Genomic DNA, 24,563 nt, shown 5'->3' with positions numbered 1-24,563 from the left:
GGAGGCATATTCATGAGCGGTACCCTCGTCCTCGTTCGCCACGGCCAGAGCGACTGGAACCTGAAGAATCTCTTCACCGGCTGGAAGGACCCTGACCTGACGGAACTTGGCGTCCAGGAAGCCAAGGACGGCGGCGCTGCGCTTGCCGAATACGGGATCAAGTTCGACGTCGCCTATACCTCGGCGCTGGTGCGCGCGCAGCACACGCTGAAGCTCATCCTCGACAAGGTCGGCCAGCCCGATCTCGAAACCATCCGCGACCAGGCGCTGAACGAGCGCGACTACGGCGATCTCTCCGGCCTCAACAAGGACGATGCGCGCGCCAAATGGGGCGAGGAACAGGTGCATATCTGGCGCCGTTCCTACGACGTGCCGCCGCCCGGCGGTGAAAGCCTGCGCGATACCGGCGCCCGCGTCTGGCCCTACTATCTCACCGAGATCCTGCCGCGCGTGCTGCGCGGCGAAAAGGTGCTGGTGGCCGCACACGGCAATTCGCTGCGTTCGCTGGTCATGGTGCTCGACAAGCTGACCAAAGAAGGCGTGCTCGCCCTCAACCTCGCGACCGGCGTTCCCATGGTTTACAAGCTGAACGCGGATTCCACCGTCGCCTCCAAAGAAGTGCTGGGCGATATGTCCGGCGCACACTGAATTCTGTGAGGCGTGCCACCGAACGGGTCGGCGCGCCTTGTCTCAATTCCTGGCCTCAGTTCTCGATCGTGAACTGCACTCGGTCGGCTGCGAAGCGGCTTATCGAATATTGCACCGGCACGCCGTCGAGATCGGTGTTCATCGCCTTGGCGATCAGCAGGATCGCGCCGGGAGTGAGTTCCAGATCTGCAAGGTCGGCTGTCGCAGCATGGGCGGCTGTTATCTCGGTCGTCGCCCGGACGTAGTCCCCGAGGCCGAGCTCGGCGAAAGCCTTGGTGATCGATTCGTGCTTGCGGTAGGACTCACCGATCCCGGCGAAACGTTCGGCGGGAAACCAGCTCGTCGCCTTTGAAACCGGCCGCCTGTCGGCATGGCGCAATGTTTCCAGCCGGATCACTTGCTCACCCTGTTTCAGGCCCAGCCAACGGGCAACGTCGGCGCTCGCCTCCTCCTGCGCCTCATCGAGCAGAAGGCCGCGCATCTCGCGCGCCTGATCGCCGATGCCGGCGGTGAAACGCGTGCGCCGGGTGATCGGGAAATTCAGCCGCTCCTTGCGCTCGATCAGCGTGCCGCGACCTTGCACAGCACGCACGATTCCCTCCTGCGCCAGCGCAGCCAGCGCACTGCGAACCGTATGGCGGTTGACGCCGAATTGCAGCGCCAGCACCATTTCCGGCGGCACCATTCCGGTTTCGTCATAGGCTCCGTTGCCGATCGCCTCGCGAATCCGATCGGCGATCTGACGCCACAGCGCCACACCCGTCTGCCTCTGCACCTGCTTCAGTCCTGCCATTCCGCCCTGCCCTGCTCACAATGTCACACGCTTGTCACGACACCGATTTAAGGCTAGGTATAGCTTGTATGGTTGTCTATATCAATGGACATTTCGAGGAAGAGCAGCGATGATATCAGCGGACAAGACAGACGCCGCCTCACAGACGGTCTTGGAGCGCAAACGCGCCGCCGATCTGCTGGCGCGTGCGGAACGGAGCGAACTCCAGGCGGCCTGGGACGCGTTGCCGCAAAAGCCCGTGACTTATCCGGTGCGCGGACCGGAGACGGGACTGGTGATGGTGCGCGGCCGCGTCGGCGGCGGCGGAGCTCCCTTTAATCTCGGCGAGGTGACGGTGACGCGCGCAACGGTGCGGCTCGAGTCCGGCTCCATCGGTCATGCGCAGGCGCTCGGCACCGACCGGGAGAAGGCCCGTCTTGCGGCGATCTTCGACGCGCTCTGGCAGGAAGAGGCGACCAGAGATTTCGTCGAACAGGCGCTGCTTTTGCCGATCGAGGAAAGGATCGCCACCACCGAACGTCGCAAGGCGGATGAGACGGCGGCAACCCGCGTCGACTTCTTCACCGTGGTGCGGGGGGACAACTGATGGGTCTGACGACAGAAGTTTTTACCGGTGGCTTTACCGATCCGGTTTTCCACGCGCAGAGCGTCTTCAAGATGCTGATGGACGGCATGGCCCGCCCCGGCACCGTCCAGACCGTTGAGCCCGAGATCGACCCGCCGGCGCCGCTCGGTGTTGCCGCCGGCACGATCGCGCTCACTCTTTGCGACCATGACACACCAGTCTGGCTGACCTCGGGACTGGCGAAAGCCGCTATGCCGGACTGGCTCGGCTTCCACACCGGCGCCCCGCTGACCGCCGAAAAGGCGGATGCGCGCTTTGCCTTCATCGAGGCGGGCACTGCACTTTGCTCCTTCGGCCTGTTTGCGTCAGGCACGCAGGAATATCCCGACCGCTCGACGACTGTCGTCATCGAGCTTCCCGACCTCGAAGGCGGACGCAGGCTGGCGCTGATCGGCCCCGGCATCCAAAACGTGACCGAGATCGCGCCGGCCGGCCTGCCGGAGACATTCCTACGGCTCTGGACCGAGAACCGCGCGCTTTTTCCGCGCGGCATCGACATCGTGCTGACATCGGGCAAGCGCTTTGTCTGCCTGCCTCGCACCACCAAGATCACAGCAACGGAGATCTGAGCTCATGTATGTTGCCGTCAAGGGTGGCGAGGCCGCCATTGCCAATGCCCACCGTCTGCTCGCCGACCGTCGCCGCGGTGACCGGTCGCTGCCAGCGATCGGCATCGACCAGATCGTCGAACAACTCGCCCTCGCCGTCGACCGCGTCATGGCCGAGGCCTCGCTTTTCGACCGGACTCTCGCAGCGCTGGCCGTCCGTCAATCGCGCGGCGACATGATCGAGGCGATCTTCCTGCTGCGCGCTTACCGCACGACGCTGCCGCGCTTCGGTTATTCCAGACCGCTCGACACGGCTGGCATGGCGATCGAACGCCGTATCTCGGCGACCTACAAGGATCTGCCGGGCGGCCAGCTGCTCGGCCCCACCTTCGACTATACCCACCGGCTGCTCGATCCCTCCCTGCTTGAGGACGAAGCGGTCGAGGCGCCGGCCCAGCGTCCGGCCGAGACCGGCCGCGTCATGCGCGTCTCCGAAATCCTCGGCGAGGAGGGCCTGATCGAGGCCGACGGCGACATGCCCGAGGACAACGAGATCGGCGACCTGACCCGCGAGCCGATGGAATTCCCGATGACCCGCGATCTGCGCCTACAGGCGCTTGCCCGCGGCGACGAGGGCTTCCTGCTGGCGCTCGGTTATTCAACCCAGCGCGGCTACGGCCGCAACCATCCTTTCACCGGGGAGATCCGCATCGGCGAAGTCGAGGTGGAATTCGACGTGCCTGAGCTCGGTTTCGCGGTCTCGCTCGGCACGATCCAGATCACCGAATGCCAGATGGTCAACCAGTTTAAGGGCTCGGCGAAGGCGCCGCCGCAATTCACCCGCGGCTACGGTCTGGTCTTTGGCCAGAGCGAACGCAAGGCGATGGCAATGTCGCTGGTCGATCGGGCCCTTCGCGCCGAAGAGCTCGGCGAGGATATCACCGCGCCGGCACAGGACGAGGAATTCGTCATTTCACACTCCGACAACGTTCAGGCAACGGGTTTCGTCGAGCATCTGAAGCTTCCGCATTATGTGGATTTCCAGGCCGAACTCGATCTCGTCCGCCGCATGCGTCGCGAATTTGAAGCCGCCCGCAACGGCGGCGAAGAGATGAAGGAAGCCGCCGAATGAGCGATCTCGCCAGCTACAACTTCGCCTATCTCGACGAACAGACCAAGCGGATGATCCGCCGCGCCATCCTGAAAGCCATCGCCATTCCCGGCTACCAGGTACCCTTTGCCAGCAGAGAAATGCCGATGCCTTACGGGTGGGGCACCGGCGGCGTGCAGGTGACCGCTTCGATCATCGGGCCGGATGACGTTCTGAAAGTCATCGACCAGGGCGCCGATGACACGACCAACGCTGTCTCCATCCGCGCCTTTTTCCAGAAGGTCGCCAATGTCGCGGTGACGACGCGCACCAGCGATGCGACGATCATCCAGACGCGCCACCGCATCCCGGAAGAGAAGCTCGGGCCCGGCCAGGTGCTCGTCTATCAGGTGCCGATCCCCGAGCCGCTGCGCTTCCTTGAGCCGCGCGAGACCGAGACGCGCAAGATGCATGCGCTCGAGGAATACGGCCTCATGCATGTGAAGCTCTATGAGGATATCGCCCGCAACGGCCGCATCGCCACGACCTATGCCTATCCGGTCAAGGTGCATGGCCGCTACGTGATGGATCCCTCGCCGACGCCGAAATTCGATAATCCGAAGATGCACAAGTCGGAAGCGCTGCAGCTTTTCGGCGCCGGCCGCGAAAAGCGAATCTATGCGGTGCCGCCCTATACCGATGTCGTCAGCCTGGATTTCGAAGACCATCCCTTCGAGATCCAGCGCTTCGACAGGCCCTGCGCGCTCTGCGGCGCAGAGGATGTCTACCTCGACGAGGTCATCCTCGACGATAAGGGCGGGCGCATGTTCGTCTGCTCCGATACCGACCATTGCGAAGACCGCCGAGCCCAGGGGCATGCCGGCGAAATGCTGGCCCGGGAGGCTGCAGAATGACCGATATACCGCTTCTCAAGGTCAACGACCTCTCGAAGTTCTACGGCAAACGCATCGGCTGCCGGAACGTCTCCCTCGAGCTCTGGCCCGGCGAAGTGCTGGCCATCGTCGGCGAATCCGGCTCCGGCAAGACGACGCTGCTCAACTGCATCTCCACCCGGTTGATGCCGACGACCGGCAGCGTCGAATACCACATGCGCGATGGCAACTACCGCGACCTCTACCGCATGAACGAGGCGGAGCGCCGATTCCTGATGCGCACGGACTGGGGTTTCGTGCACCAGAACCCGGCCGATGGATTGCGCATGACCGTATCGGCGGGTGCCAATGTCGGTGAACGGCTGATGGCGATCGGCGACCGGCACTACGGCAAGATCCGCTCTACCGCCATCGACTGGCTCGAACGCGTCGAGATCGACGCTGACCGCATCGACGACCAGCCGCGCGCCTTTTCCGGCGGCATGCGCCAGCGCCTGCAGATCGCCCGCAATCTCGTCACCGGTCCGCGCCTGGTCTTCATGGATGAACCCACAGGCGGCCTCGACGTATCGGTGCAGGCGCGCCTGCTCGATCTCGTGCGCGGCCTCGTCAACGATCTCGGCCTCTCGGCCATCGTCGTCACCCACGATCTCGCCGTCGCTCGCCTGCTCTCGCACCGCATGATGGTGATGAAGGACGGCTACGTCATCGAACAGGGTCTTACCGACCGCGTGCTCGACGATCCCAGAGAGCCTTACACGCAGTTGCTCGTCTCCTCGATCCTGCAGGTCTGAGCTAGAAACCAGGAAACCCAAATCATGCCAACGCCCCTCGTCGTCTCCGAAGTCTCGAAGAGCTTCACCATGCACCTGCGCGACGGCATCAGGCTGCCTGTCGTCTCGGATGTCGCCTTCTCGGTATCTGCGGGTGAATGCGTCGTGCTCGGCGGCCCCTCGGGCATCGGCAAGAGCTCGCTGCTCAAGATGATCTACGGCAATTATGCCGTCGACACCGGTCAGATCCTCATTCGCCACCACGGGCGGATCGTCGATCTCGCCTCCGCCGATCCACGCACCGTGCTCACCGTTCGCCGCAATACGCTCGGCTATGTCAGCCAATTCCTGCGCACTGTGCCGCGCGTGGCGACAATCGACGTGGTGGCCGAGCCGCTCGTGGCGCGCGGCGAAGATGTCGTCGTTGCACGGGAAAAGGCAGGCGCCCTGCTCGCCAGGCTCAACTTGCCGGAAGCGCTGTGGCAGCTGCCGCCCGCCACCTTCTCCGGTGGCGAGCAGCAGCGCGTCAACATCGCCCGAGGCTTCATCACCGAGCATACGATCCTGCTCCTCGATGAACCCACAGCCTCGCTCGATGCGAAAAATCGCGCCGTTGTCGTCGGCATGATCGCGGAGAAGAAGAAGGCGGGCGTCGCCCTTCTCGGCATCTTCCACGACGAGGAAGTGCGCGAGGCCGTCGCCGACCGCATCCTCGACGTCCAGCAGTTCTCTCCTCGGAAGATCGCCGCATGAGCCGCCAGTTGGGTACCGAGCCCTATATCCACGAAACGGCTGATGTCAGCGACTCTATCTTTGGGCGCTACACCGAGGTCTCAGAACGCTGCCGCATTAGCGAAGCCACCTTCGGCGACTATTCCTACATCATGCAGGACGGGGCCGTCTGGTGCGCGACGATCGGCAAGTTCGTCAATATCGCCGCCGCCGTGCGCATCAACGCCACCAACCATCCGACCTGGCGCGCGACCCTGCATCATTTCACCTATCGCGCCGCCGACTACTGGCCCGACGCCGACATGGAGACGGACTTCTTCGCCTGGCGGCGCGCAAACCGGGTGACGATCGGCCACGACGTTTGGATCGGCCATGGTGCGACCATCTTGCCCGGCGTCAAAGTCGGCAACGGCGCCGTTATCGGTGCCGGGGCCGTCGTATCGAAGGACGTTGCGCCATACACGATCGTCGGCGGTGTGCCGGCCAAGCTCATCCGCGAACGTTTCGCGAAAGAGATCGGCGAACGCATGGACAGACTTTCCTGGTGGGATTGGCAACACGACCGGTTGCGCCTGGCTTTGCAAGATTTCCGCAACTTAAGCGTGGAAGATTTTCTAGCCCGCTACGAGGGCTAGACACCGCCTCCGCAGCGCGGAGATTTGTGACACTTCTTACACAAATCTGACATTTGAGGTTCATCAAGCGGGACTAATGCGGTGCTGACCAAGGCCTGAAGTGCAAGGGACCAGCATGATGTTCGAGCTGAAGGATGTCACCCGTCGTTTCGGAAAAAAGCTCGCCGTCGATGCCGTGACCCTCACCATTCCCCAGGGTCAGATGGTCGGCATCATCGGCCGCTCCGGCGCCGGCAAGTCGACGCTGCTGCGCATGATCAACCGCCTGCAGGAGCCGAGCTCCGGCTCCATTCATTTCGCCGGCGTCGAGGTCTCCGGGTTTCGAGGCCAGGCATTGCGCAACTGGCAGCGCGACTGTGCGATGATCTTCCAGCAGTTCAACCTAGTGCCGCGCCTCGATGTCCTGACCAATGTCATGCTCGGCCGCCTCAATCACCGCCCGACGCTTCTGAGCCTCCTCAACGTCTTCACCCGCGAGGAGCGCGTGCATGCGATCGCGGCACTCGAACGCCTCGGCATCGAGCAGACGGCGCTGCAGCCGGCCGGCACGCTTTCCGGCGGCCAGCAGCAGCGCGTGGCGATCGCCCGCGCGCTGATGCAGAACCCGAAGATGGTGCTCGCCGACGAACCGATCGCCTCGCTCGATCCGCTGAACGCCAAGATCGTCATGGATGCGCTGCGCGACATCAACGAGCGTGAGGGCATCACCGTCATCACCAATCTGCATACGCTCGACACCGCCCGCAACTATTGTGAGCGCATCGTCGGCATGGCCGGCGGCCGCGTCGTCTTCGACGGCAAGCCCTCGGAGCTGACGGCCGAAGCAGTGAAGGAAATCTACGGCACGGACAAGGACGGCGCCGGCATCGACGAAACGATGACCTCGACCTCCATCAATATCGCTCCCGAGGGCGCCAACAATCAATCCGCCGGCGTCCAGCGGCTGGCGTTGGCTGGTCTCTGACAGAGGCGGCCGCGATCGAACGCCCGCGTTAAGGGCACACTTCTTCGTAACGGGAAGGCCGGAGACACCGGTCGATAGGAGAGAACGCATGTTGAAGAAAGCACTCTTTGCGGCAACGGCGCTGTTTGCGCTCGCCGGCGCCGCCAATGCCGCAGACCTCAAGGAATTCCGCATCGGCATCCTTGGCGGCGAAAATGAAACTGACCGCCTGCGCAACTATGCCTGCCTCGCCGACCACCTAAAGCAGGAATTCGGCTTCGAGAAGGTCTCGCTCTTCCCGGCCGCCGATTATGACGGCGTTATCCAGGGCCTGCTCGGCGGCACGCTCGACTTCGCCGAACTCGGCGCTTCCGGTTACGCCTCCGTCTACCTGAAGGATCCGAAGGCTGTTACGCCGATCCTGACGACGCAGCAGAAAGACGGTTCGACGGGTTATTACTCGATCGGCCTCGCACTGAAGTCCTCCGGCATCAAGACCATCAAGGACGCCAAGGGCAAGAAGCTCGGCTACGCCGATCCGGACTCCACCTCCGGTTACCTCGTGCCGCTGACTCAGATCCCGAAGGACACCGGCATGCCGAACGACAAGTTCTTTGCCTCGACCCAATTCAACGGCGGTCACGAAAACAACCTGCTTGCCGCCTATGACGGCAAGGTCGATGTCGCCGTCGACGACTCGTCGGGCATCGGCGACTTCAAGGATGGCTACACTTCCGGCACGTTCCGCAAGGAAGTCGACAAGGGCGCCGTCGATCCGAACAAGCTCGTTGAAGTCTGGCGTTCGCCGCTGATCCCGAACGGCCCGTTGGTCGTGCGCAACGCTCTCGGCCAGGAGTGGCAGACGAAGCTCGCAGCCTTCTTCACGGCCCTGCCGGAAAAGGATCACAAGTGTTTCTCGGCTGTCGAAGGCGGCGACTACAAGGGCTACGCTCCCGTCAAGCACGACTTCTACAAGGCCGTCGTCGAAGTTCGCAAGGCGGCCATCGGCGGCTGATCGCCTTTTGAATACGGGGGCGGCTGACAACGGCCGCCCTTTGTTTGTTATCCGCGGAGCGTCCATGACCATTGCCGACACACAGCCGCACATGCAGAGCACGCAGGAGATCGGCACCGCCTGGGACCGGATGGTCGCCAAGCGCCGCTTCTACACCGTGCTCGGCCTGGTTATCCTTATCGCGGCTTTCGTGAGCTCCGTCCGCTTTGCCGATGAGAGCAATGCCGGCCATTTCTTCGAACGCCTGCCGCACCTATTCGACTTCCTGAGCTGGCTCATCCCCAAGGATTGGAACGACGTCTGGCGCGCGATCTTCGACATAGCGAGCGTCAACGACAAGGGCGGCGAGGAATTCAACTTCATCAAAGGCCGCGTCTATATCTGGGGAGACTTCTACATCCCGGAATATTTCGAGCTGATGATCATCACGATCAACGTGGCGCTGATCTCGACTGTCATCGCCTTCGTCTTTGCCGTGCCCTTGAGCTTCTTTGCGGCGCGCAACCTGACGAGTTCGTGGCCGCTGCGCGTCTTCACCAAGCGGCTGATGGAATTCCTGCGCGCCTTCCCGGAAATCGTCATCGCCGGCCTGTTTTCGGCGATCCTGTCGATCGGGCCGGTCGCCGCCATCATCGCCATCACCCTGCACACGATCGGCGCGCTCGGCAAACTCTTCTACGAGGTTGCCGAAAACATCGACATGAAGCCGCATGAGGGGATGAAGGCCGTCGGCGCCAACTGGTGGGAGCGGGTGCGCTTCGCCGTCCTGCCGCAAGTGCTGCCGAATTTCACCTCCTATGCGCTGCTGCGCCTGGAGATCAACGTGCGCGCCTCGACCATCATCGGCGCCGTCGGCGGCGGCGGCATCGGCGAAGAGCTGAAGCTTTCGATCTCGCGCGGCTTCGGCGCAAAGACCGTTGCCCTCGTACTCCTGTTGTTCGTGACGATCATCGCCGCTGACCAGTTCTCCGCCTGGCTGCGCCGCCGTCTCGTCGGCGAACACGCCTTCCTTCTGCAACATTGAGGCCGCCATGACGGTGATCGACGCAAACCGCATGCATGAGATTGAAGCGCGCTATCCAGAATATTTCCACCGGTCGTTCCGCCAGCGTTTCGGCGGGCTGATGATCCTCAGTGCGAGCCTCCTCTACGGCCTCTACGCCGTCTGGTTCTTTGACCTGCCCAAGCTTCTTGCCGAAGCCCACTGGGAGCGCGTTGGCATCTATCTCAGCCAATGGGTGAGTTATGATGTGCAGCCGGACTTCCGCATCCAGGATGACGGCTCGATCGAGGTGCGTTATCCCCGCTTCTCGCCGCTCGGCGACAATCCGCATCCGGACTGGGTGGTCAACAATCCCGATGGCAGCATCACCGTTTCCGTCAGCGGCACCAGCCGCAGCATCACCGTTTCGAAGAGCGAAACGATCGTGACCGCGCACGGCGTCAGCGTCCCGGTCAACGTTTCGAGCGGCGCGCCCGAGGTGGTCGGCCCGGTGCCGAGCTGGATGACGGTCTATGACGACAACGTGCTCGCTGATCTCGGCTTTGCCGGCGACGTCAGCATTTCCGTCGATCGCGTGAAAGTTCGCAAGCGTTTCCTCGGCTGGGCAAATTTCCTCTTCGACACGCAATCGTCATTCTTCGACAAGCCGGTCGGCGACGTCCTTGGCCTCATTGTCTCCGGCCCGCGCATCAAGCCCGACCAGTCCAACCTGTCGCTCGCTTTCGATGACATCTGGAACAACAGCGAATGGCAGCACGGCGACGTCTGGACCAAGCTTTTCCAGACGATCGTCATGGCCTTTCTCGGAACGCTGCTCGGCTCCCTCGCCGCCTTCCCGCTCGCCTTTCTGGCGGCACGCAACATCACGCCGAACCGCATCATGAACCAGATTCTCAAGCGCTTCTTCGATTTCCTGCGCTCTGTCGACATGCTGATCTGGGCGCTTTTCCTGACACGCGCCTTCGGCCCAGGGCCGCTTGCCGGCAGCGGCGCGATCTTCCTCACCGAGACCGGCACGCTCGGCAAGCTTTATTCCGAGGGGCTCGAGAACATCGACAACAAGCCGCGAGAAGGCATCAAATCGACCGGCGCCCAGACGGTGCTCGTCCATCGTTACGGCATCATGCCGCAGATCGTCCCCGTCATCGTCAGCCAGACGCTCTACCAGTGGGAATCGAACGTGCGCGGCGCCACGATCATCGGCGCTGTCGGCGCAGGCGGCATCGGCCTCAAACTCTGGGAGGCAATGCGCACCAACGCCAACTGGGAAAACGTCGCCTATATGGTCATTCTGATCCTGATCGTCGTCTTCCTGTTCGACGCCGCATCGAACGCGCTGCGCCATCGGCTGATGGGCAAGAATTCGCACTGAGCACTCGATGAAGGCGGTGGCGGCGCGGCCGTCATCATCATTCTGTCACGGAAATCTTTTAGCCGGGAGCCTGCTTGCGGTTCGCCGCCAAATCACTGCACATTGCGCTCCCCGTTTCGACGATCCCCAGGACAAAAGCCTTGCGCTACGCTCTCTATTTTTCGCCGCCGAAGGATGATCCCCTGACCGGCGCGGCTTCGCTCTGGCTCGGCCGCGATGCTTTCACCGGCGAAACCTATCCTGCACCCGAACATCAGAGGCTGAGTGCGGCAGAGCAGTTCGAGCTGACCGCCGACCCGCGACGCTACGGCTTTCACGCGACGATCAAGGCGCCGTTTTCGCTTGCCGGTTCAGTCACCGAAAGGGATCTCATGGCCTTTGCCGAGGAGTTTGCCGCCCGGACCCCGGCCTTCGAGATACCCCAGCTCGTCCTCGGTCAGCTCGGTCGATTTTTTGCCCTTGTTCCGGCTTCTCTTCATCAACCTCTTCAAGATTTCGCAGCGAAGGTGGTAAAGTCCTTCGAGCCGTTCCGCGCAACGCTGTCCGAGGCCGATATCGCGCGCCGCAATCCGGAAAGGCTCAGCGACAGCCAGCGCGCCAATCTGCAGCGCTGGGGCTATCCTTACGTCATGGAGGATTTCGGTTTCCACATGACACTGAGCGGGCAGGTGCCTGCAGAGCGCGCCGAGGTCATGAGAGCAATCCTGGCGGAACGTTTTGCCGGTTTCACCGGCCGGCCGCTTTCGATCTCCGGTCTCGCCGTCTTCATCGAGGAGACGCGCGGCGCCCCGTTCAAAGTTCGTTCCTGGCTGCCCCTTGCCGGCGCCAAAAACTGAAAGACCTGACAATATGAGCAAAGAGACCGTCTTTTCCAACGCCCGCATCGTTCTCGAGGACGACATCCTTTCAGGATCGATCCTCATCCGCGACGGCAAGATCGCCGATATCTCTGAAGGCAATTCGGTAGCCGGCGAAGATTTCGAGGGGGATTACGTCATTCCCGGCCTTGTCGAACTGCATACCGACCATCTCGAAGGCCATTATCAGCCGCGTCCGGGCATCCGCTGGCACAAGACGGCTGCCGTCCAGGCGCATGACGCCCAGATCGTCACATCGGGCATCACGACGGTCTTCGACTGCCTGCGCATGGGCGCGGACGAGGACGGCGGGTTCGAACATGGCGAGATGCGAGAGATGGCCGACGCCATCCAATCGGCGGAGAAGGAAGGCAGGCTGCGCGCCGAACACCTCATCCACCTGCGCTGCGAGGTATCGGCCGACAATGTACTTGAACATTTCGCCGATTTCGAAAATGATCCGCATGTGCGGCTCGTCTCGCTGATGGATCATGCGCCCGGCCAGCGGCAGTTCCAGACGATGGATCAATACATCTTCTACTATCAGAAGAAGCGGGGCCTGAGCGACGAGGCCTTCGCCCGTTTCGTCGCCAAGCGCCAGGCGGAATCGGCGCGCAATTCGACGCCACATCGAAACGCCATCGCCAAGGTCTGCGCCGAGCGCGGCATCACGGTCGCAAGCCATGACGACGCCACACTCTCCCATGTCGACGAGGCGATCGACAATGGCGTGCGCCTTGCCGAGTTTCCGACCAGCTTCGATGCCGCCCGGGCATCGCACGAGCACGGCATGAGCGTGCTGATGGGGGCGCCGAACATCGTGCGCGGCAAATCCCATTCCGGCAACATCGCCGCCCGCGATCTCGCCGAAATGGGCGTGCTCGACGTTCTGTCCTCCGACTACGTGCCGCTGAGCCTGCTGCATGCACCCTTCATCCTTGCCGACGAGGTGGAAAGCATCACCCTTCCGAAAGCGATCGCGATGGTGACGTCGACGCCTGCCCGCACTGTCAGCCTCAATGATCGCGGCCGGATCGCGACCGGGCTGCGCGCCGATCTCGTCCGTGTCCACCGCTCGCACGGCGTGCCGGTGACACGCTCCGTCTGGCGCCAGGGACGCCGTGTCGCATGACGCCACACGAACCCCATGCGGCAGCAGGAGCCGAACGCGGCATCATGGTCGTCGTCGTCGGGCCGAGCGGCGCCGGCAAGGACACGCTGATGAACCTCGCTGCGCGGTGTTTTTCCGGCCGCGACAACGTCCATTTCGCCCGCCGCGTCATCACCCGCCACCGCGATGCCGGCGGCGAAGATCATCTTTCCGTCTCCCTCCAAGGCTTTGCCGCCATGGAGCAATCAGGCTCCTTCGCCGTGTGGTGGGAGGCGCATGGCCTGAAATACGGCATTCCGGCCGAAGTATCGGTGGCGCTGTCGAGAGGCCATATCGTCGTGGCCAACGGCTCGCGCTCGGCGCTTCACCGCTTCCAGGCCGCTTTCCCGCGGCTGAAGGTCATCAATGTCACGGCCCGCCCGGAAGTGCTCGCCAGCCGGCTGGAAGCGCGCGGCCGGGAGACACACGAGGACATCATGGCCAGGCTTGCCCGCGGCCCGCTGACCGTGCGCGGCGACTATGACGTGACGGAACTCGACAATAGCGGTTCGCTGGAAGAGGCCGAACAGAAGATGATCGCAATTCTGGACGAATTGCTGGCCGAAGTGCAGCGACCACAGTAGGGAGGCCAGGATGCGCCATCAAAGTCGTCGATTACGACACTTCCTGGCCACTGCTCTTTGCCGCAATCAGCGCCGAGGTCTCCGTCCTGCTCGGTGATCTCGTGCAGTCCATCGACCACATCGGCAGCACATCTGTGCCTGGACTTGCAGCCAAGCCGAAAATCGACCTCGATGACGTCGTGGTATCTGACGACGCCTTACCGGCAGCGATAGAATTGGTACGCGCTGCCGACTTCGCATTTCACGGTGACCCTCACAGAGACGGCCGTTGGGTCTTTACCCGCAACCGCGAGGCTTGCGGGTACAGGCTCTATGTTTGCGCACCCGATAATCCCGCGCATCGGCAACGCATCCTGTTTCGCAACTACCTCAGAGACCATCCCGCAAAGGCCAAGGCCTATGCCGACCTCAAACGCCGCCTGGCCGCTGAGGCGGACGGCGATTGGGATTTCTATACCGGCGGCAAGTCAGCCTTCGTCGAGGAAACGATAAGATTGGCTACGTTGAAAACATGAAACCGGAATGCGCCGCGCACTCCGGCCATCGTCGATCAATCGCCCTCGCCGCGTCCGGATACGATCTCGCGTTTGCCGACGTGGTTTGCCGGGCCGACGAGACCTTCCTTTTCCATGCGCTCCACCAGGGAGGCGGCTCTGTTGTAGCCGATGCCGAGGCGGCGCTGGATATAGGAGGTTGAGCACTTCTTGTCCCGCATGACGACCTTGACGGCCTGCTGATAGAGCTCGTCACCGTCCTCGGCGCCCATAGCACTCTTGTCGAAGACGGCGCCGTCTTCTTCATTCTCGACGTCTTCCTCCTCGTCGGCCGTGACCGTATCCAGATATTCAGGACGGCCCTGCGTCTTCAGATGCGCGACGACTTTTTCGACCTCGGCATCGGAGACGAAGGGGCCATGGACACGGGCGATGCGGCCGCCACCCTGCATATGCAGCATGTCACCCTGTCCGAGCAGTTGCTCTGCGCCCTGCTCGCCGAGGATGGTGCGGCTGTCGATCTTCGAGGTGACCTGGAAGGAAATGCGGGTCGGGAAATTCGCCTTGATCGTGCCGGTGATAACATCGACCGACGGACGCTGGGTCGCCATGATCAGGTGAATACCGGCGGCACGCGCCATCTGCGCCAGACGCTGGATCGCACCTTCAATCTCTTTGCCGGCGACCATCATCAGATCGGCCATCTCGTCGACGATGACGACGATGTAAGGCATCGGCGCAAGATCCAGTTCCTGGCTTTCTTCGATCGGCGCACCGGTTCCCCTGTCGAAGCCGGTCTGAACCATGATATGGATGGTCTCGCCCTTTTCGCGCGCCTGGGAGACGCGGCCGTTATAGCCGTCGATGTTGCGCACGCCGAGGCGCGACATCTTGCGATAACGCTCCTCCATCTCGCGCACCGCCCATTTCAGCGCCATGACAGCCTTTTTCGGATCGGTGACGACGGGCGTCAGCAGATGCGGAATACCGTCATAGACGGAGAGTTCGAGCATCTTCGGGTCGACCATGATCAGCCGGCATTGCTCCGGCGTCATGCGGTAGAGCAGCGACAGGATCATCGTATTGATGGCGACCGATTTGCCCGAACCGGTGGTGCCGGCGACGAGCAGATGCGGCATCTTTGCGAGCTCGGCGATCACAGGCTCACCGCCGATGGTCTTGCCGAGGCCGAGCGCCAGCTTATAGCCGCTCTTGTCGAAATCCTGGCTCTCGATCATCTCCCGGAAATAAACGGTTTCACGGGTGACATTCGGCAGCTCGATGCCGATGACGTTGCGGCCCGGGACCACGGCGACGCGGGCCGAAAGCGCCGACATCGAGCGGGCGATATCATCGGCCAGGCCGATGACGCGCGACGACTTCACGCCGGGCGCCGGCTCGAATTCATAAAGGGTGACGACGGGGCCGGGGCGGACATGAATGATCTCGCCCTTGATGCCGAAATCCTCAAGCACGCTTTCCAGAAGACCGGCATTCTGCTCCAGCGTCTCCTGCGACATGATCTCGCCGAGACGTTCGGGCGGCTCCTGCAAAAGAGCGCGCGGCGGGAATTCATAACCTGATGCATCGATCTTTTCAGGCCTTGCTGCAAGGCGCGGCGACGGCAGGACTGCGGCGACCGGGGGCGTAGGCCGAGGCACAGAGGCGGCCTGAGGGACCGCCGTGACCTGAGGCATCGGCGCAGTCTGGGGCGCGACCTGAGGCGCAGGTGCAATCGCCGCCTCGCGGGTCCGCACGGGCCTTTCCAGGGAAATCGCCGCCGGCGGGCGCAGAGCCGCCGGCGCGGGCGCTGCAGCCTGCGGCTGGACCGGTCGGGATGCGGCCTGAGCGGGCTTCAGCGCGCCCGGACGCCATTCCATGACGCGAAACAGCGAGGTGATCGATTCGGGCGCGGTCTCGATCTTCGGAAGAATGATCGAGGGCGCGCGCACCGGTTCGCCCTCCTCGAACGCCATGACTTCCCAGAAGGCAAAATCGGAAATCGAAGACAGTTCGGAAGCAACGCGCAGGGTAGGAGCCTCCACCGCGGCTGCCGGCGGCTGCAGCGTCTCGATCTCAGCCTGCACTGCGGCAGGTTCAGCGGGCTCCGGCAGGTAGATATCGAAGGGCACGTCGACCGCGACCGGTTCTATCCGTATCGCCTGCTGTTCCGCTTCCGGTTCACTGCGAACGGGCTCGTTCGACGGGCGGCGGCGGCTGATCAGCGTTTCGGGCGTGCGGGTGAAGCGAACATTCGGCGCGAGCGAGAAGTTGCTCTGCCAGATCGGTGCCGGCGGCCTCTCGCCTGGATTTTCCTCCGGAAGCTCCGTTTCAATGCCGCTGGAAAAATCTGAGGCATCCGTCAAATTGGTTCTGGGAAAACGCATGCGTCCGCTACTCACTCATGCCTAACAAATTACGACCCTACCGGGATAGAAAAGGAAGGTTAATAAGTTCCTTCCAACCGTATCGTTCCGATACAGCCGAGGGAGGTACATGGCCGTGATTTCAATGAGTTAGGAGAAGCGGAAAAATCTTTTTCGTTGGGGGAGGCGGTTAATGCGCCTCGTCCCAATTGGTGGCGGCGCGGGCATCGACCTTGAGCGGCACGCGCATTTCGAGCGCCGGCATCGTGGCGTTTTCCATGACCGAGACAATGACCGGCATCGCCTTTTCGACATCCTCGTCCTCGACCTCGAAAATCAACTCGTCATGCACCTGCAGCAACATGCGCACACGCTCGGCAAGACCGGCTTCGGCGAGCGCCGGCTCCATCTTGATCATCGCCCGGCGAATGACGTCGGCCGCAGAGCCCTGGATTGGCGCATTGATTGCCGCCCGTTCGTTGAAGGCGCGCACCGAAGGGTTGGAAGAGCGGATTTCGGGATAGTTGATGCGGCGGCCGAAGATCGTTTCGACATAACCCTTGTCGCGGGCCATTGCCTTGCGGCTTTCCATATAGTCGCGGATGCCGGGGAAGCGCTCGAAATATTTTTTGATGTAGTCGCCGGCCTCCGAGCGTTCGATCGAAAGTTGGTTGGCGAGGCCGAAGGCGGAGATGCCGTAGATGATGCCGAAATTGATCGCCTTGGCACGGCGGCGCACTTCACCCGGCATGCCTTCGACCGGCACGCCGAACATTTCCGAAGCGGTCATGGCGTGAATGTCGACGCCGTCCTCGAAGGCCTTGGTCAGCTGCGGGATCTCGGCCACATGGGCAAGTACGCGCAGTTCGATCTGACTGTAATCGGCGGAAATCAGCTTGTGACCCGGCGTCGAGATAAAGGCGGTGCGGATTTTGCGGCCTTCTGCGGTGCGCACGGGAATGTTCTGCAGATTCGGCTCGGACGAGGACAGGCGCCCCGTGGTCGTCGAAGCCAGCGAATAGGAGGTATGGACCCGCCTGGTCTCCGGATGGACATAGCCCGGAAGCGCGTCGGTATAGGTGGATTTCAGCTTGGTGAGCTGGCGCCAATCGACGATCTTGCGCGGCAGCTCGAAACCGGCGGCGGCGAGATCCTCGAGCACCGAAGCGGAGGTCGACCATTGTCCGGTCTTCGTCTTGCTGCCGCCGGCAAGGCCCATCTTGCCGAACAGGATGTCGCCCAGCTGCTTCGGCGAACCGATATTGAACCGCTCGCCGGCGAGCTGGTAGATCTCGTCTTCCAGGCGCGCCGCACCCTGAGCCAGTTCGCCGGACAGCCGCGACAGGATCTGCCGATCGACCGTAATGCCACGCGCTTCCATGCGCGCCAGCACCGGCAGCAGCGGCCGCTCCAGCCGCTCGTAAACACTGGTCAGCCCCGCCGCCGTCAGCCGCGGCTTCAGCACCAGCCAGAGGCGCAGCGTCACGTCGGCGTCCTCGGCGGCATAATGGGTGGCGCGGTCGATATCGACCAGGTCGAAGGTGACGTTCGCCTTGCCGCTGCCCGCCACATCCTTGTAGGGGATCGGCGTATGGCCGAGGAATTTTTCCGAGAGCGGATCCATGCCGTGAGCGCCGGTGCCGGCGTCGAGCACATAGGAGATCAGCATCGTGTCGTCGAAACTCTTCGTCTCGATGCCATAGCGCTTCATCAAGAGGTAGTCGTATTTCAGGTTCTGGGCGACCTTGAGGACCGATTCGTCCTCCAGCAATGCCTTCAGCCGCGGCAAGGCTTCACCCATGGAAATCTGGTTTTCGGCCAGGCCGCCGCCGAGCAGATCGCCGACGCCATTCTTGTGGGCGAGCGGCACATAGGCGGCGCGAATCTTCGTGCCGGTGGGATCGCTGACATTGTCGGCGATCGCCATCGCAAAGCCGACAAGCTCGGCCTGCATCGCATCCAGCGACGTGGTCTCCGTATCGAAAGCCATGAGGCCGGTGTCGCGCGCATCGGCGATCCATCGGTCGAGCGTCGCGAGATCGCGGATCGTCGCATAGTTTGAATGATCGAAGGGCAGCGCCGCAAAAGCCTCGGCCCGCGCCTTGGCGAGATCGGCCGGCGAAAAAGCGCCTTCGACACCGGCCTTCGCCTTCGCGCGAGGCGGCACGGGCACCGATTCGCCCGAAAAGTCCGGTATGCCGCCGGCAACAGGCTCCGGCTCGGCCGCATCGAGATCAGGACCATGGGCCGCCTTGCCCCACTCGATCGGGACCACCGCCGGTTCAATGGCGCTCGCATCGCAATCGCAGACTTCGGCGACGCGTCGGGTCAGCGACGTGAATTCCATCGTCTTCAGGAAGCCGATCAGTTTCGGGCCGTTTTGCGGTTCCAGTACCAGCGCGTCGAGATCGAGATCGAGCGGCACATCGGTGCGCAGGCGGACGAGTTCGCGCGAAAGCCTCGCCATCTCGATATTGGCAAGGATCATCTCACGCCGCTTGACCTGCTTGATCTCGGTGGCGCGCTCGAGCAGCGTGTCGAGATCGCCATATTCCTCGAGGAGCTGGGCTGCGGTTTTCGGGCCGATTCCCGGAATGCCGGGAACATTGTCCACGGAATCGCCGGTCATCGCCTGCAGGTCGATCATCTTTTCCGGCGGCACGCCCCATTTCTCGATGACGTCGGGAATGCCGATCTGCTTGTCCTTCATGCTGTCATACATGTGGACGTTCGGGGTGACGAGCTGCATCAGATCCTTGTCGGAGGAAACGATGGTGACGTCGGCGCCTGATGCTTCGGCCTGGCGGGCGTAGGTGGCGATGATGTCGTCGGCCTCGAAGCCTTCGGTCTCGATGCAGGGCAGATTGAAGGCGCGAGTCGCCTCTCTTATGAGGCCGAACTGCGGGATAAGCTCTTCCGGTGGGGCCGAACGGTTTGCCTTGTAGGCGTCGTAGAGATCCTTGCGGAATGTCTTAGCGGAATAGTCGAAAATGACGGCAAGATGGGTCGGCGTTACCCCTACATCTGTGTTGCGCGCATCCTTCAAGAGCTTCCACAGCATGTTGCAGAAACCGGAGACGGCGCCGACCGGAAGACCGTCGGTCTTGCGCGTCAGCGGCGGTAGTGCGTGAAAGGCCCGAAAGATGAAGCCGGAACCGTCGACTAGGAAGAGATGATCGCCTTTTTTCATGCGTGCATGGATAGCGCGGGCAGGAAACGAGGTCCATATAAAGTTCGGTGCGCCAAGAGCGGAAAGAATTTCCGCTCACCAAACTGTTACCGATTTGTAACGTACCGTGACCCTTGAAAAACCACATTCGTAGCTACAAATGCATGTCACCGGCGCTTGATCGCGTCGCGGGTCTGATTACCGGCTTGTCCCCCGCCGCATCAGGCTTGGACAAAGGCCTTATCCCCCTCTCCGGGCCTTTGTCCCCATTTTAAAGTCGCCATGGCCAACCTCCAGGTCATGGCGACTTTTGTTTTTCGGGTTCGCGCAGTTCTGATCGCAGCTTGCATTTTTTTGCAGCATCCTCTGCGATTTGCTGCATTGTCTCCGGCACGGTTTTGAGCCTAACTTGCGATCATGGCATTTAACCGCATGGATTCGGGAGCTTACCTTGCCAGCCAGCTGGCGAAGGGTTTTGCCCGCTCGCTGAACCAGCGTGCGATAGGGCTTGGTTTCTCCCCCGGCCAGTTTCCCATCCTGCTGGAACTCTGGGCCGAGGACGGGCTGACCCAGAAACAGCTTCTCGACCGAGTCGCTATCGAGCAGGCGACCATGGCCAATACGCTTTCGCGCATGGTCCGCGACGGGCTGATCGAGCGCCGGCCGCATCCCTCCGACAAGCGGGCGCAGCTGATTTTCCTGACGCCGAAGGCGCGTGCAATGGAGGCTGAGGCGATCGAGACCGCGCGTGAGGCGGACCTCGCGCTGTTCAAAGGCTTTCGCGGATTCGAACGCGAGCTGACGCTCGAATATATCCGCCGGCTGCTGGAAAACGCCAAGACGCTCTGATCGAGATTATTCACCGGCAAGACGCGTAGATCGCCGCCACGGAGGCGGCGACGCGTCAGCGTCGGCCGTCGAGGACAGAAGGCTTTTGGCGGCGAGCTTGATGCTCGGCTCGATATCCGGCTTGCCGAGCAAAAAGCCCTGCACCTGCGAGCAGCCTTCTTCGAGGACGATCTGGCGCTGCGTCTCGGTTTCGACGCCCTCCGTCACGACAGGCATGCCGAGGCTGTGGCCGAGACCGATGATGGCGCGCACGATCGAACGTGACGCCGCGTCATGTTCCAGCATGCCGGTGAAGCTGCGGTCGACCTTGATCTTGTCGAAGGGGAAGGTTCGCAGGTTGGAAAGCGAGGAAAAACCGGTGCCGAAGTCGTCCATGACGATGTGAACACCGAGGCTGCGCAGGCGCAGCAGCGTGGCCATCACCCGATCGCGGTCACGGATGAGAGCGGCCTCGGTGATTTCGATTTCCAACCGGTCGGGCGCGAGCCCCGTTTCCTCGAGGATTGCCTCGATCCGCTCGCAAAGGTTCGGCAGCATGAACTGCACCGGCGAGACATTGACGGCGATCGTCAGCGGATGCGGCCAGCGCGCAGCTTCTGCGCAGGCCTCGCGCAGCACCCATTCGCCGAGCTGGACAATCGATCCGCTTTCCTCGGCGATCGGAATAAAGACATCCGGCTCGCTGATGCCGTGCCCCGGCCGGTTCCAGCGCATCAGGGCCTCATAACCGCTGACCTCGCCGCTCAGTGCGCCGTAAATCGGCTGATAGCTGACATGGATCTGATTGCGGGTGATGGCGTGGCGCAGTTCGCTTTCGATCTGGCGGCGGGCGCGCGTGGCTTCGTCCATTTCCGCGTCGAAGAAACAGGCCTTGCCGCGACCGCCGTGCTTGACCCGATAGAGTGCGATATCGGCATTGTTGCAGATCTCGTCCACATCACGTCCGTCGGCCGGATAAAGGGCGACGCCGAGGCTGACGCCGACGGCTGTTGGGTCGCGTGCCGTATCCATTTCGGCGGCGAATTCGTCGAGGATCGCCGCTGCGAGCTTCTGCGCGGCCGCCGGTTGCTGTCCGGCGGGCTGGATGATGGCAAATTCATCGCCACCGAGACGGGCGATCGTATCGCTTTCATCGGCGACGCGCCGGAGGATCGAGGCAACCTTGCGGAGAATTCGGTCGCCCTCGGCATGGCCGAAAATATCATTGACGCTCTTGAACCGATCGAGATCGATATAGAAGAGGGCCACCTTGCTGCTCTTTCGTTCGGCCATCTGCAGCGCCTGACGGATGCGCGTATCGAACAACGACCGGTTCGGAAGATCGGTGAGAACATCGTGGTGGGCGAGATGTTCGATCATCTCCTCGGCCTGCCTGCGCTCCGTCAGATCGCGCACCGCCAGCACGTCACAATTGTGCCCGCGATAGACGATCCTGCTCGTATTGACTTCGACGGCGATCTCCTTGCCGCTGCTGGTGCTGAGCAAGGTCTCGCCGGGCCTATTCTGCCCCTGTATGGCGGTCAAAGCAGCGGACGGCGCCTTGCCGACAAGATCGGCAAGCTTCCAGCCGGAAAGAGCCTGGAACCGTTCATTGGCATCGATGACTCTGCCTTCGCGCAGGATCAGCAGCCCTTCCTGCGAGGCATTGGCGAGCCCTCTCAGATCCGTCAGATGGCTGTCGATAAAGACCACCGCGATAGCGGTCAGAATGAGAGCCGTCGCCGCTACCACCACGATCGCTGCCAGCAGGCTGGTATCGAGCACCATCGCCGGGACCTCTTTGCCGGGATCCGGCACAAGCGTGATGCTTGCCATCGAAATGAAGTGGAGAGCGCAGATTGCAAGGACAAAGATGACGGACGAGGTGAGGAGCCGCCTCAGGCCGCTCCACTGGAAGAAGGCGTAGAAGGCAGCGCTCGACAGCAGCGCCCCCGCGAGAACCGCACTCAGCGTCATGTAGGGATCGTAGACGATCACCGCCTGTGTCTCGATCGCCTGCATACCGGTCAGGTGCATCGAGGCGATGCCGAGCGCCATCAGGACGCCGCCGCGGATGCGCGAAAACCTGCCGCGGCTCTCCGAAGCGACGACGATCGCCGCCCACGAACCGGCAACCGACAGGAGAAAAGAAAGCGCCGTCAGCCCCAGTTGGTAGCTGATCGGCATGCCGCCGTCATAGGCCAGCATCGCGATGAAGTGCGTTGCCCATACGCCGGTGCCGAAGGCGAAAGCCGAGGCGCCTATCCAGAGCTTGCGGCGCCCGGCATCGCATCCTTGAGCGCGTGAAAGCGGCAGCATCGCTGCCATCGCGCCGATCAGACAAACCGCCGCGGCCGCGAGCACCAGCCGCCAATCATGATCGTCGCGAATACATGTAATGACCGAAAACATCCGCTCCCCCGAACAGCTGAATACGGCCAAGTTATTTGGGTTCTACTAAATAACTGTAAATTGAATTAGAAGGTTCTTCTATATCGCCGAAGTAATCTTCTTGCACCCGATCCGGACGCGGCCGCTTTCGCGCCGCCCATTTGCTTTTCCGCCTCGCCTGCTCTCCTCGTTTGGTCTATCGTCCGGCCAAATTTCAAAAAGGAGTCGAAAATGACGGATCTACAACAAGTGCTTGCGCGCGCGGATCAGAACCTTTCCTCAAGCCTCGAAAAGCTGTTCGAACTTCTGCGCATTCAGTCGATTTCCACCGATCCCGTCTACAAGGCCGAATGCCGGAAGGCAGCCGAATGGCTGGTCGCCTATCTCGAAGGCCTCGGCTTTACCGCCTCGGTGCGGGACACACCCGGCCATCCGATGGTCGTCGCCCACCATGGCGGCGCTTCCGCCGACGCGCCGCATGTGCTTTTCTACGGCCATTACGACGTGCAGCCGGTCGACCCGATCGAGCTCTGGGAAAACGATCCCTTCGAGCCATCGATCAAGGATGTCGGCGATGGCCGCAAGATCCTGACCGGGCGCGGCACCTCCGACGACAAGGGCCAGCTGATGACCTTCGTCGAAGCCTGCCGCGCCTATAAGGAGATCAACGGCGCACTTCCCTGCCGCATCACCATTCTGTTCGAGGGCGAGGAGGAATCGGGCTCACCGTCCCTGAAGCCTTTCCTCGAAGCCAACGCCGCCGAACTCAAGGCCGATTATGCGCTTGTCTGCGATACCGGCATGTGGGACCGCGATACGCCGGCAATCGCCGCGGCACTGCGCGGCCTCGTCGGCGAAGAAGTGGTCGTGACGGCCGCCGACCGCGACCTGCATTCCGGCCTCTTCGGCGGCGCTGCGGCCAATCCGATCCATATTCTCGTCGAGGCGCTTGCCGGCCTGCATGACGAGACCGGCCGCATCACGCTTGATGGCTTTTACGACGGCGTCGAGGAAACGCCCGACAACATCAAGGCGTCATGGGAGACGCTCGGCAAGACGGCCGAGAGCTTTCTCGGTGAAGTCGGCCTTTCCATTCCCTCCGGCGAAAAGGGCCGGTCGGTGCTGGAACTCACCTGGGCCCGGCCGACGGCCGAAATCAACGGCATTTGGGGCGGATATACCGGCGAAGGCTTCAAGACGGTCATCGCCGCCAAGGCCTCGGCCAAGGTTTCATTCCGGCTCGTCGGCACGCAGGATCCGGCTGCCATCCGCGAGGCTTTCCGCAGCTATGTCAGGTCGAAAATTCCGGCCGACTGCTCGGTCGAATTCCATCCGCATGGCGGCTCGCCGGCGATTCATCTCTCCTATGATTCGCCTGTTCTGACCAAGGCGAAGACGGCGCTTTCCGACGAGTGGCCGAAACCTGCCATCGTCATCGGCATGGGCGGCTCGATCCCGATCGTCGGAGATTTCCAGAAGATGCTCGGCATGGAATCGCTGCTCGTCGGCTTCGGCCTCGCCGATGACCGTATCCATTCGCCGAACGAGAAATACGAGCTTGTCTCCTACCACAAGGGCATCCGCTCCTGGGTGCGGATCCTTCAGGCGCTCGCCGGCTGAAGGGCAATTGCGCGCAGTGTCGGCGCGCCAAAAT

General features: G+C 62.3%; 22 protein-coding genes. 18 read left to right on the top strand and 4 right to left on the bottom strand.

Annotation, left to right across the window (positions count from 1 at the left end; all coding sequences use genetic code 11):
* The first annotated feature begins 12 nt into the window (after positions 1-12).
* A complete protein-coding gene (locus NXC14_RS00885) occupies positions 13-648 on the top strand; it encodes a 2,3-bisphosphoglycerate-dependent phosphoglycerate mutase (protein ID WP_085776559.1) in 636 nt (211 codons plus the stop codon).
* Between the two features lie 55 nt (positions 649-703).
* Here NXC14_RS00885 and phnF read toward each other — a convergent pair whose 3' ends face one another.
* On the bottom strand, positions 704-1,441 hold the full coding sequence (phnF, locus tag NXC14_RS00880) for a phosphonate metabolism transcriptional regulator PhnF (RefSeq protein ID WP_085776558.1): 738 nt from the start codon (positions 1,439-1,441) through the stop codon (positions 704-706).
* 109 nt (positions 1,442-1,550) lie between these two features.
* Here phnF and phnG point away from each other — a divergent pair, with 109 nt between their 5' ends.
* From phnG to NXC14_RS00805, 15 genes are all read left to right on the top strand, one after another.
* Complete coding sequence (gene phnG, locus NXC14_RS00875; RefSeq protein WP_085776557.1) at positions 1,551-2,027, top strand: phosphonate C-P lyase system protein PhnG; 477 nt, start codon at positions 1,551-1,553, stop codon at positions 2,025-2,027.
* The gene (gene phnH / locus NXC14_RS00870) at positions 2,027-2,635 is read left to right on the top strand and encodes a phosphonate C-P lyase system protein PhnH (protein WP_085776556.1); all 609 of its coding nucleotides are present in this window, start codon (positions 2,027-2,029) and stop codon (positions 2,633-2,635) included. Before phnG ends, phnH begins: the two co-directional genes overlap by 1 nt.
* Before the next feature lie 4 nt (positions 2,636-2,639).
* The gene (locus NXC14_RS00865) at positions 2,640-3,746 is read left to right on the top strand and encodes a carbon-phosphorus lyase complex subunit PhnI (RefSeq protein ID WP_085776555.1); all 1,107 of its coding nucleotides are present in this window, start codon (positions 2,640-2,642) and stop codon (positions 3,744-3,746) included.
* Positions 3,743-4,618 (top strand): alpha-D-ribose 1-methylphosphonate 5-phosphate C-P-lyase PhnJ, encoded by an 876-nt coding sequence (locus NXC14_RS00860; protein WP_085776554.1) that lies wholly within the window; start codon positions 3,743-3,745, stop codon positions 4,616-4,618. The genes NXC14_RS00865 and NXC14_RS00860 overlap by 4 nt, the downstream gene beginning before the upstream one ends.
* Positions 4,615-5,391 carry a phosphonate C-P lyase system protein PhnK gene (phnK, locus tag NXC14_RS00855; protein ID WP_085776553.1) on the top strand — a complete coding sequence of 259 codons (777 nt, stop codon included), beginning with the start codon at positions 4,615-4,617 and terminating at the stop codon, positions 5,389-5,391. The genes NXC14_RS00860 and phnK overlap by 4 nt, the downstream gene beginning before the upstream one ends.
* 24 nt (positions 5,392-5,415) lie before the next feature.
* Entirely contained in the window at positions 5,416-6,123 is a 708-nt protein-coding gene (phnL, locus tag NXC14_RS00850) for a phosphonate C-P lyase system protein PhnL (protein WP_085776552.1), read from the top strand.
* Entirely contained in the window at positions 6,120-6,737 is a 618-nt protein-coding gene (locus tag NXC14_RS00845; protein WP_085776551.1) for a DapH/DapD/GlmU-related protein, read from the top strand. Before phnL ends, NXC14_RS00845 begins: the two co-directional genes overlap by 4 nt.
* Positions 6,738-6,855: 118 nt before the next feature.
* A complete protein-coding gene (phnC, locus tag NXC14_RS00840; protein WP_198175523.1) occupies positions 6,856-7,701 on the top strand; it encodes a phosphonate ABC transporter ATP-binding protein in 846 nt (281 codons plus the stop codon).
* 88 nt (positions 7,702-7,789) lie between these two features.
* Positions 7,790-8,695, top strand: a complete 906-nt coding sequence (phnD, locus tag NXC14_RS00835) for a phosphonate ABC transporter substrate-binding protein (protein ID WP_085776549.1) — start codon at positions 7,790-7,792, stop codon at positions 8,693-8,695.
* Positions 8,696-8,759: 64 nt separating this feature from the next.
* On the top strand, positions 8,760-9,719 hold the full coding sequence (phnE, locus tag NXC14_RS00830) for a phosphonate ABC transporter, permease protein PhnE (RefSeq protein ID WP_085776548.1): 960 nt from the start codon (positions 8,760-8,762) through the stop codon (positions 9,717-9,719).
* Between the two features lie 7 nt (positions 9,720-9,726).
* A complete protein-coding gene (gene phnE, locus NXC14_RS00825; protein WP_085776547.1) occupies positions 9,727-11,070 on the top strand; it encodes a phosphonate ABC transporter, permease protein PhnE in 1,344 nt (447 codons plus the stop codon).
* A 140-nt stretch (positions 11,071-11,210) separates the two neighbouring features.
* Positions 11,211-11,906, top strand: coding sequence for a DUF1045 domain-containing protein (locus NXC14_RS00820; RefSeq protein ID WP_085779919.1), 696 nt, complete (start codon positions 11,211-11,213; stop codon positions 11,904-11,906).
* Between the two features lie 13 nt (positions 11,907-11,919).
* Positions 11,920-13,059, top strand: a complete 1,140-nt coding sequence (locus tag NXC14_RS00815) for an alpha-D-ribose 1-methylphosphonate 5-triphosphate diphosphatase (RefSeq protein WP_085776546.1) — start codon at positions 11,920-11,922, stop codon at positions 13,057-13,059.
* On the top strand, positions 13,056-13,661 hold the full coding sequence (gene phnN / locus NXC14_RS00810; protein WP_085776545.1) for a phosphonate metabolism protein/1,5-bisphosphokinase (PRPP-forming) PhnN: 606 nt from the start codon (positions 13,056-13,058) through the stop codon (positions 13,659-13,661). The genes NXC14_RS00815 and phnN overlap by 4 nt, the downstream gene beginning before the upstream one ends.
* On the top strand, positions 13,631-14,176 hold the full coding sequence (locus NXC14_RS00805) for a GrpB family protein (RefSeq protein WP_085776544.1): 546 nt from the start codon (positions 13,631-13,633) through the stop codon (positions 14,174-14,176). Before phnN ends, NXC14_RS00805 begins: the two co-directional genes overlap by 31 nt.
* Positions 14,177-14,211: 35 nt before the next feature.
* On the opposite strand, the gene NXC14_RS00800 is transcribed toward NXC14_RS00805, so the two are convergent.
* The gene (locus NXC14_RS00800) at positions 14,212-16,542 is read right to left on the bottom strand and encodes a DNA translocase FtsK (RefSeq protein ID WP_085776543.1); all 2,331 of its coding nucleotides are present in this window, start codon (positions 16,540-16,542) and stop codon (positions 14,212-14,214) included.
* Between the two features lie 169 nt (positions 16,543-16,711).
* The gene (polA, locus tag NXC14_RS00795; protein WP_085776542.1) at positions 16,712-19,711 is read right to left on the bottom strand and encodes a DNA polymerase I; all 3,000 of its coding nucleotides are present in this window, start codon (positions 19,709-19,711) and stop codon (positions 16,712-16,714) included.
* A gap of 411 nt (positions 19,712-20,122) precedes the next feature.
* On the opposite strand from polA, the gene NXC14_RS00785 reads away from it, so the two are divergent.
* The gene (locus tag NXC14_RS00785) at positions 20,123-20,539 is read left to right on the top strand and encodes a MarR family transcriptional regulator (protein ID WP_085776541.1); all 417 of its coding nucleotides are present in this window, start codon (positions 20,123-20,125) and stop codon (positions 20,537-20,539) included.
* Between the two features lie 6 nt (positions 20,540-20,545).
* On the opposite strand, the gene NXC14_RS00780 is transcribed toward NXC14_RS00785, so the two are convergent.
* A complete protein-coding gene (locus tag NXC14_RS00780; RefSeq protein ID WP_085776540.1) occupies positions 20,546-22,930 on the bottom strand; it encodes an EAL domain-containing protein in 2,385 nt (794 codons plus the stop codon).
* 210 nt (positions 22,931-23,140) lie between these two features.
* Here NXC14_RS00780 and NXC14_RS00775 point away from each other — a divergent pair, with 210 nt between their 5' ends.
* Positions 23,141-24,529 carry a dipeptidase gene (locus tag NXC14_RS00775; RefSeq protein ID WP_085776539.1) on the top strand — a complete coding sequence of 463 codons (1,389 nt, stop codon included), beginning with the start codon at positions 23,141-23,143 and terminating at the stop codon, positions 24,527-24,529.
* Positions 24,530-24,563: the final 34 nt, after the last annotated feature.

The organism is Rhizobium sp. NXC14 (assembly GCF_002117485.1).
Classification (GTDB): Bacteria; Pseudomonadota; Alphaproteobacteria; order Rhizobiales; family Rhizobiaceae; genus Rhizobium.
Note: the sequence above shows the minus strand (reverse complement) of the source record. Positions and strands in the feature narration are given on the sequence as shown.

Bases quoted from the DNA above. Each gene is read 5' to 3' on its own strand.
- NXC14_RS00885 (WP_085776559.1), top strand. From the start codon at position 13: ATGAGCGGTACCCTCGTCCTCGTTCGCCACGGCCAGAGCGACTGGAAC.
- phnF (WP_085776558.1), bottom strand. From the start codon at position 1,441: ATGGCAGGACTGAAGCAGGTGCAGAGGCAGACGGGTGTGGCGCTGTGG.
- phnG (WP_085776557.1), top strand. From the start codon at position 1,551: ATGATATCAGCGGACAAGACAGACGCCGCCTCACAGACGGTCTTGGAG.
- phnH (WP_085776556.1), top strand. From the start codon at position 2,027: ATGGGTCTGACGACAGAAGTTTTTACCGGTGGCTTTACCGATCCGGTT.
- NXC14_RS00865 (WP_085776555.1), top strand. From the start codon at position 2,640: ATGTATGTTGCCGTCAAGGGTGGCGAGGCCGCCATTGCCAATGCCCAC.
- NXC14_RS00860 (WP_085776554.1), top strand. From the start codon at position 3,743: ATGAGCGATCTCGCCAGCTACAACTTCGCCTATCTCGACGAACAGACC.
- phnK (WP_085776553.1), top strand. From the start codon at position 4,615: ATGACCGATATACCGCTTCTCAAGGTCAACGACCTCTCGAAGTTCTAC.
- phnL (WP_085776552.1), top strand. From the start codon at position 5,416: ATGCCAACGCCCCTCGTCGTCTCCGAAGTCTCGAAGAGCTTCACCATG.
- NXC14_RS00845 (WP_085776551.1), top strand. From the start codon at position 6,120: ATGAGCCGCCAGTTGGGTACCGAGCCCTATATCCACGAAACGGCTGAT.
- phnC (WP_198175523.1), top strand. From the start codon at position 6,856: ATGTTCGAGCTGAAGGATGTCACCCGTCGTTTCGGAAAAAAGCTCGCC.
- phnD (WP_085776549.1), top strand. From the start codon at position 7,790: ATGTTGAAGAAAGCACTCTTTGCGGCAACGGCGCTGTTTGCGCTCGCC.
- phnE (WP_085776548.1), top strand. From the start codon at position 8,760: ATGACCATTGCCGACACACAGCCGCACATGCAGAGCACGCAGGAGATC.
- phnE (WP_085776547.1), top strand. From the start codon at position 9,727: ATGACGGTGATCGACGCAAACCGCATGCATGAGATTGAAGCGCGCTAT.
- NXC14_RS00815 (WP_085776546.1), top strand. From the start codon at position 11,920: ATGAGCAAAGAGACCGTCTTTTCCAACGCCCGCATCGTTCTCGAGGAC.
- phnN (WP_085776545.1), top strand. From the start codon at position 13,056: ATGACGCCACACGAACCCCATGCGGCAGCAGGAGCCGAACGCGGCATC.
- NXC14_RS00800 (WP_085776543.1), bottom strand. From the start codon at position 16,542: ATGCGTTTTCCCAGAACCAATTTGACGGATGCCTCAGATTTTTCCAGC.
- polA (WP_085776542.1), bottom strand. From the start codon at position 19,711: ATGAAAAAAGGCGATCATCTCTTCCTAGTCGACGGTTCCGGCTTCATC.
- NXC14_RS00785 (WP_085776541.1), top strand. From the start codon at position 20,123: ATGGATTCGGGAGCTTACCTTGCCAGCCAGCTGGCGAAGGGTTTTGCC.
- NXC14_RS00780 (WP_085776540.1), bottom strand. From the start codon at position 22,930: ATGTTTTCGGTCATTACATGTATTCGCGACGATCATGATTGGCGGCTG.
- NXC14_RS00775 (WP_085776539.1), top strand. From the start codon at position 23,141: ATGACGGATCTACAACAAGTGCTTGCGCGCGCGGATCAGAACCTTTCC.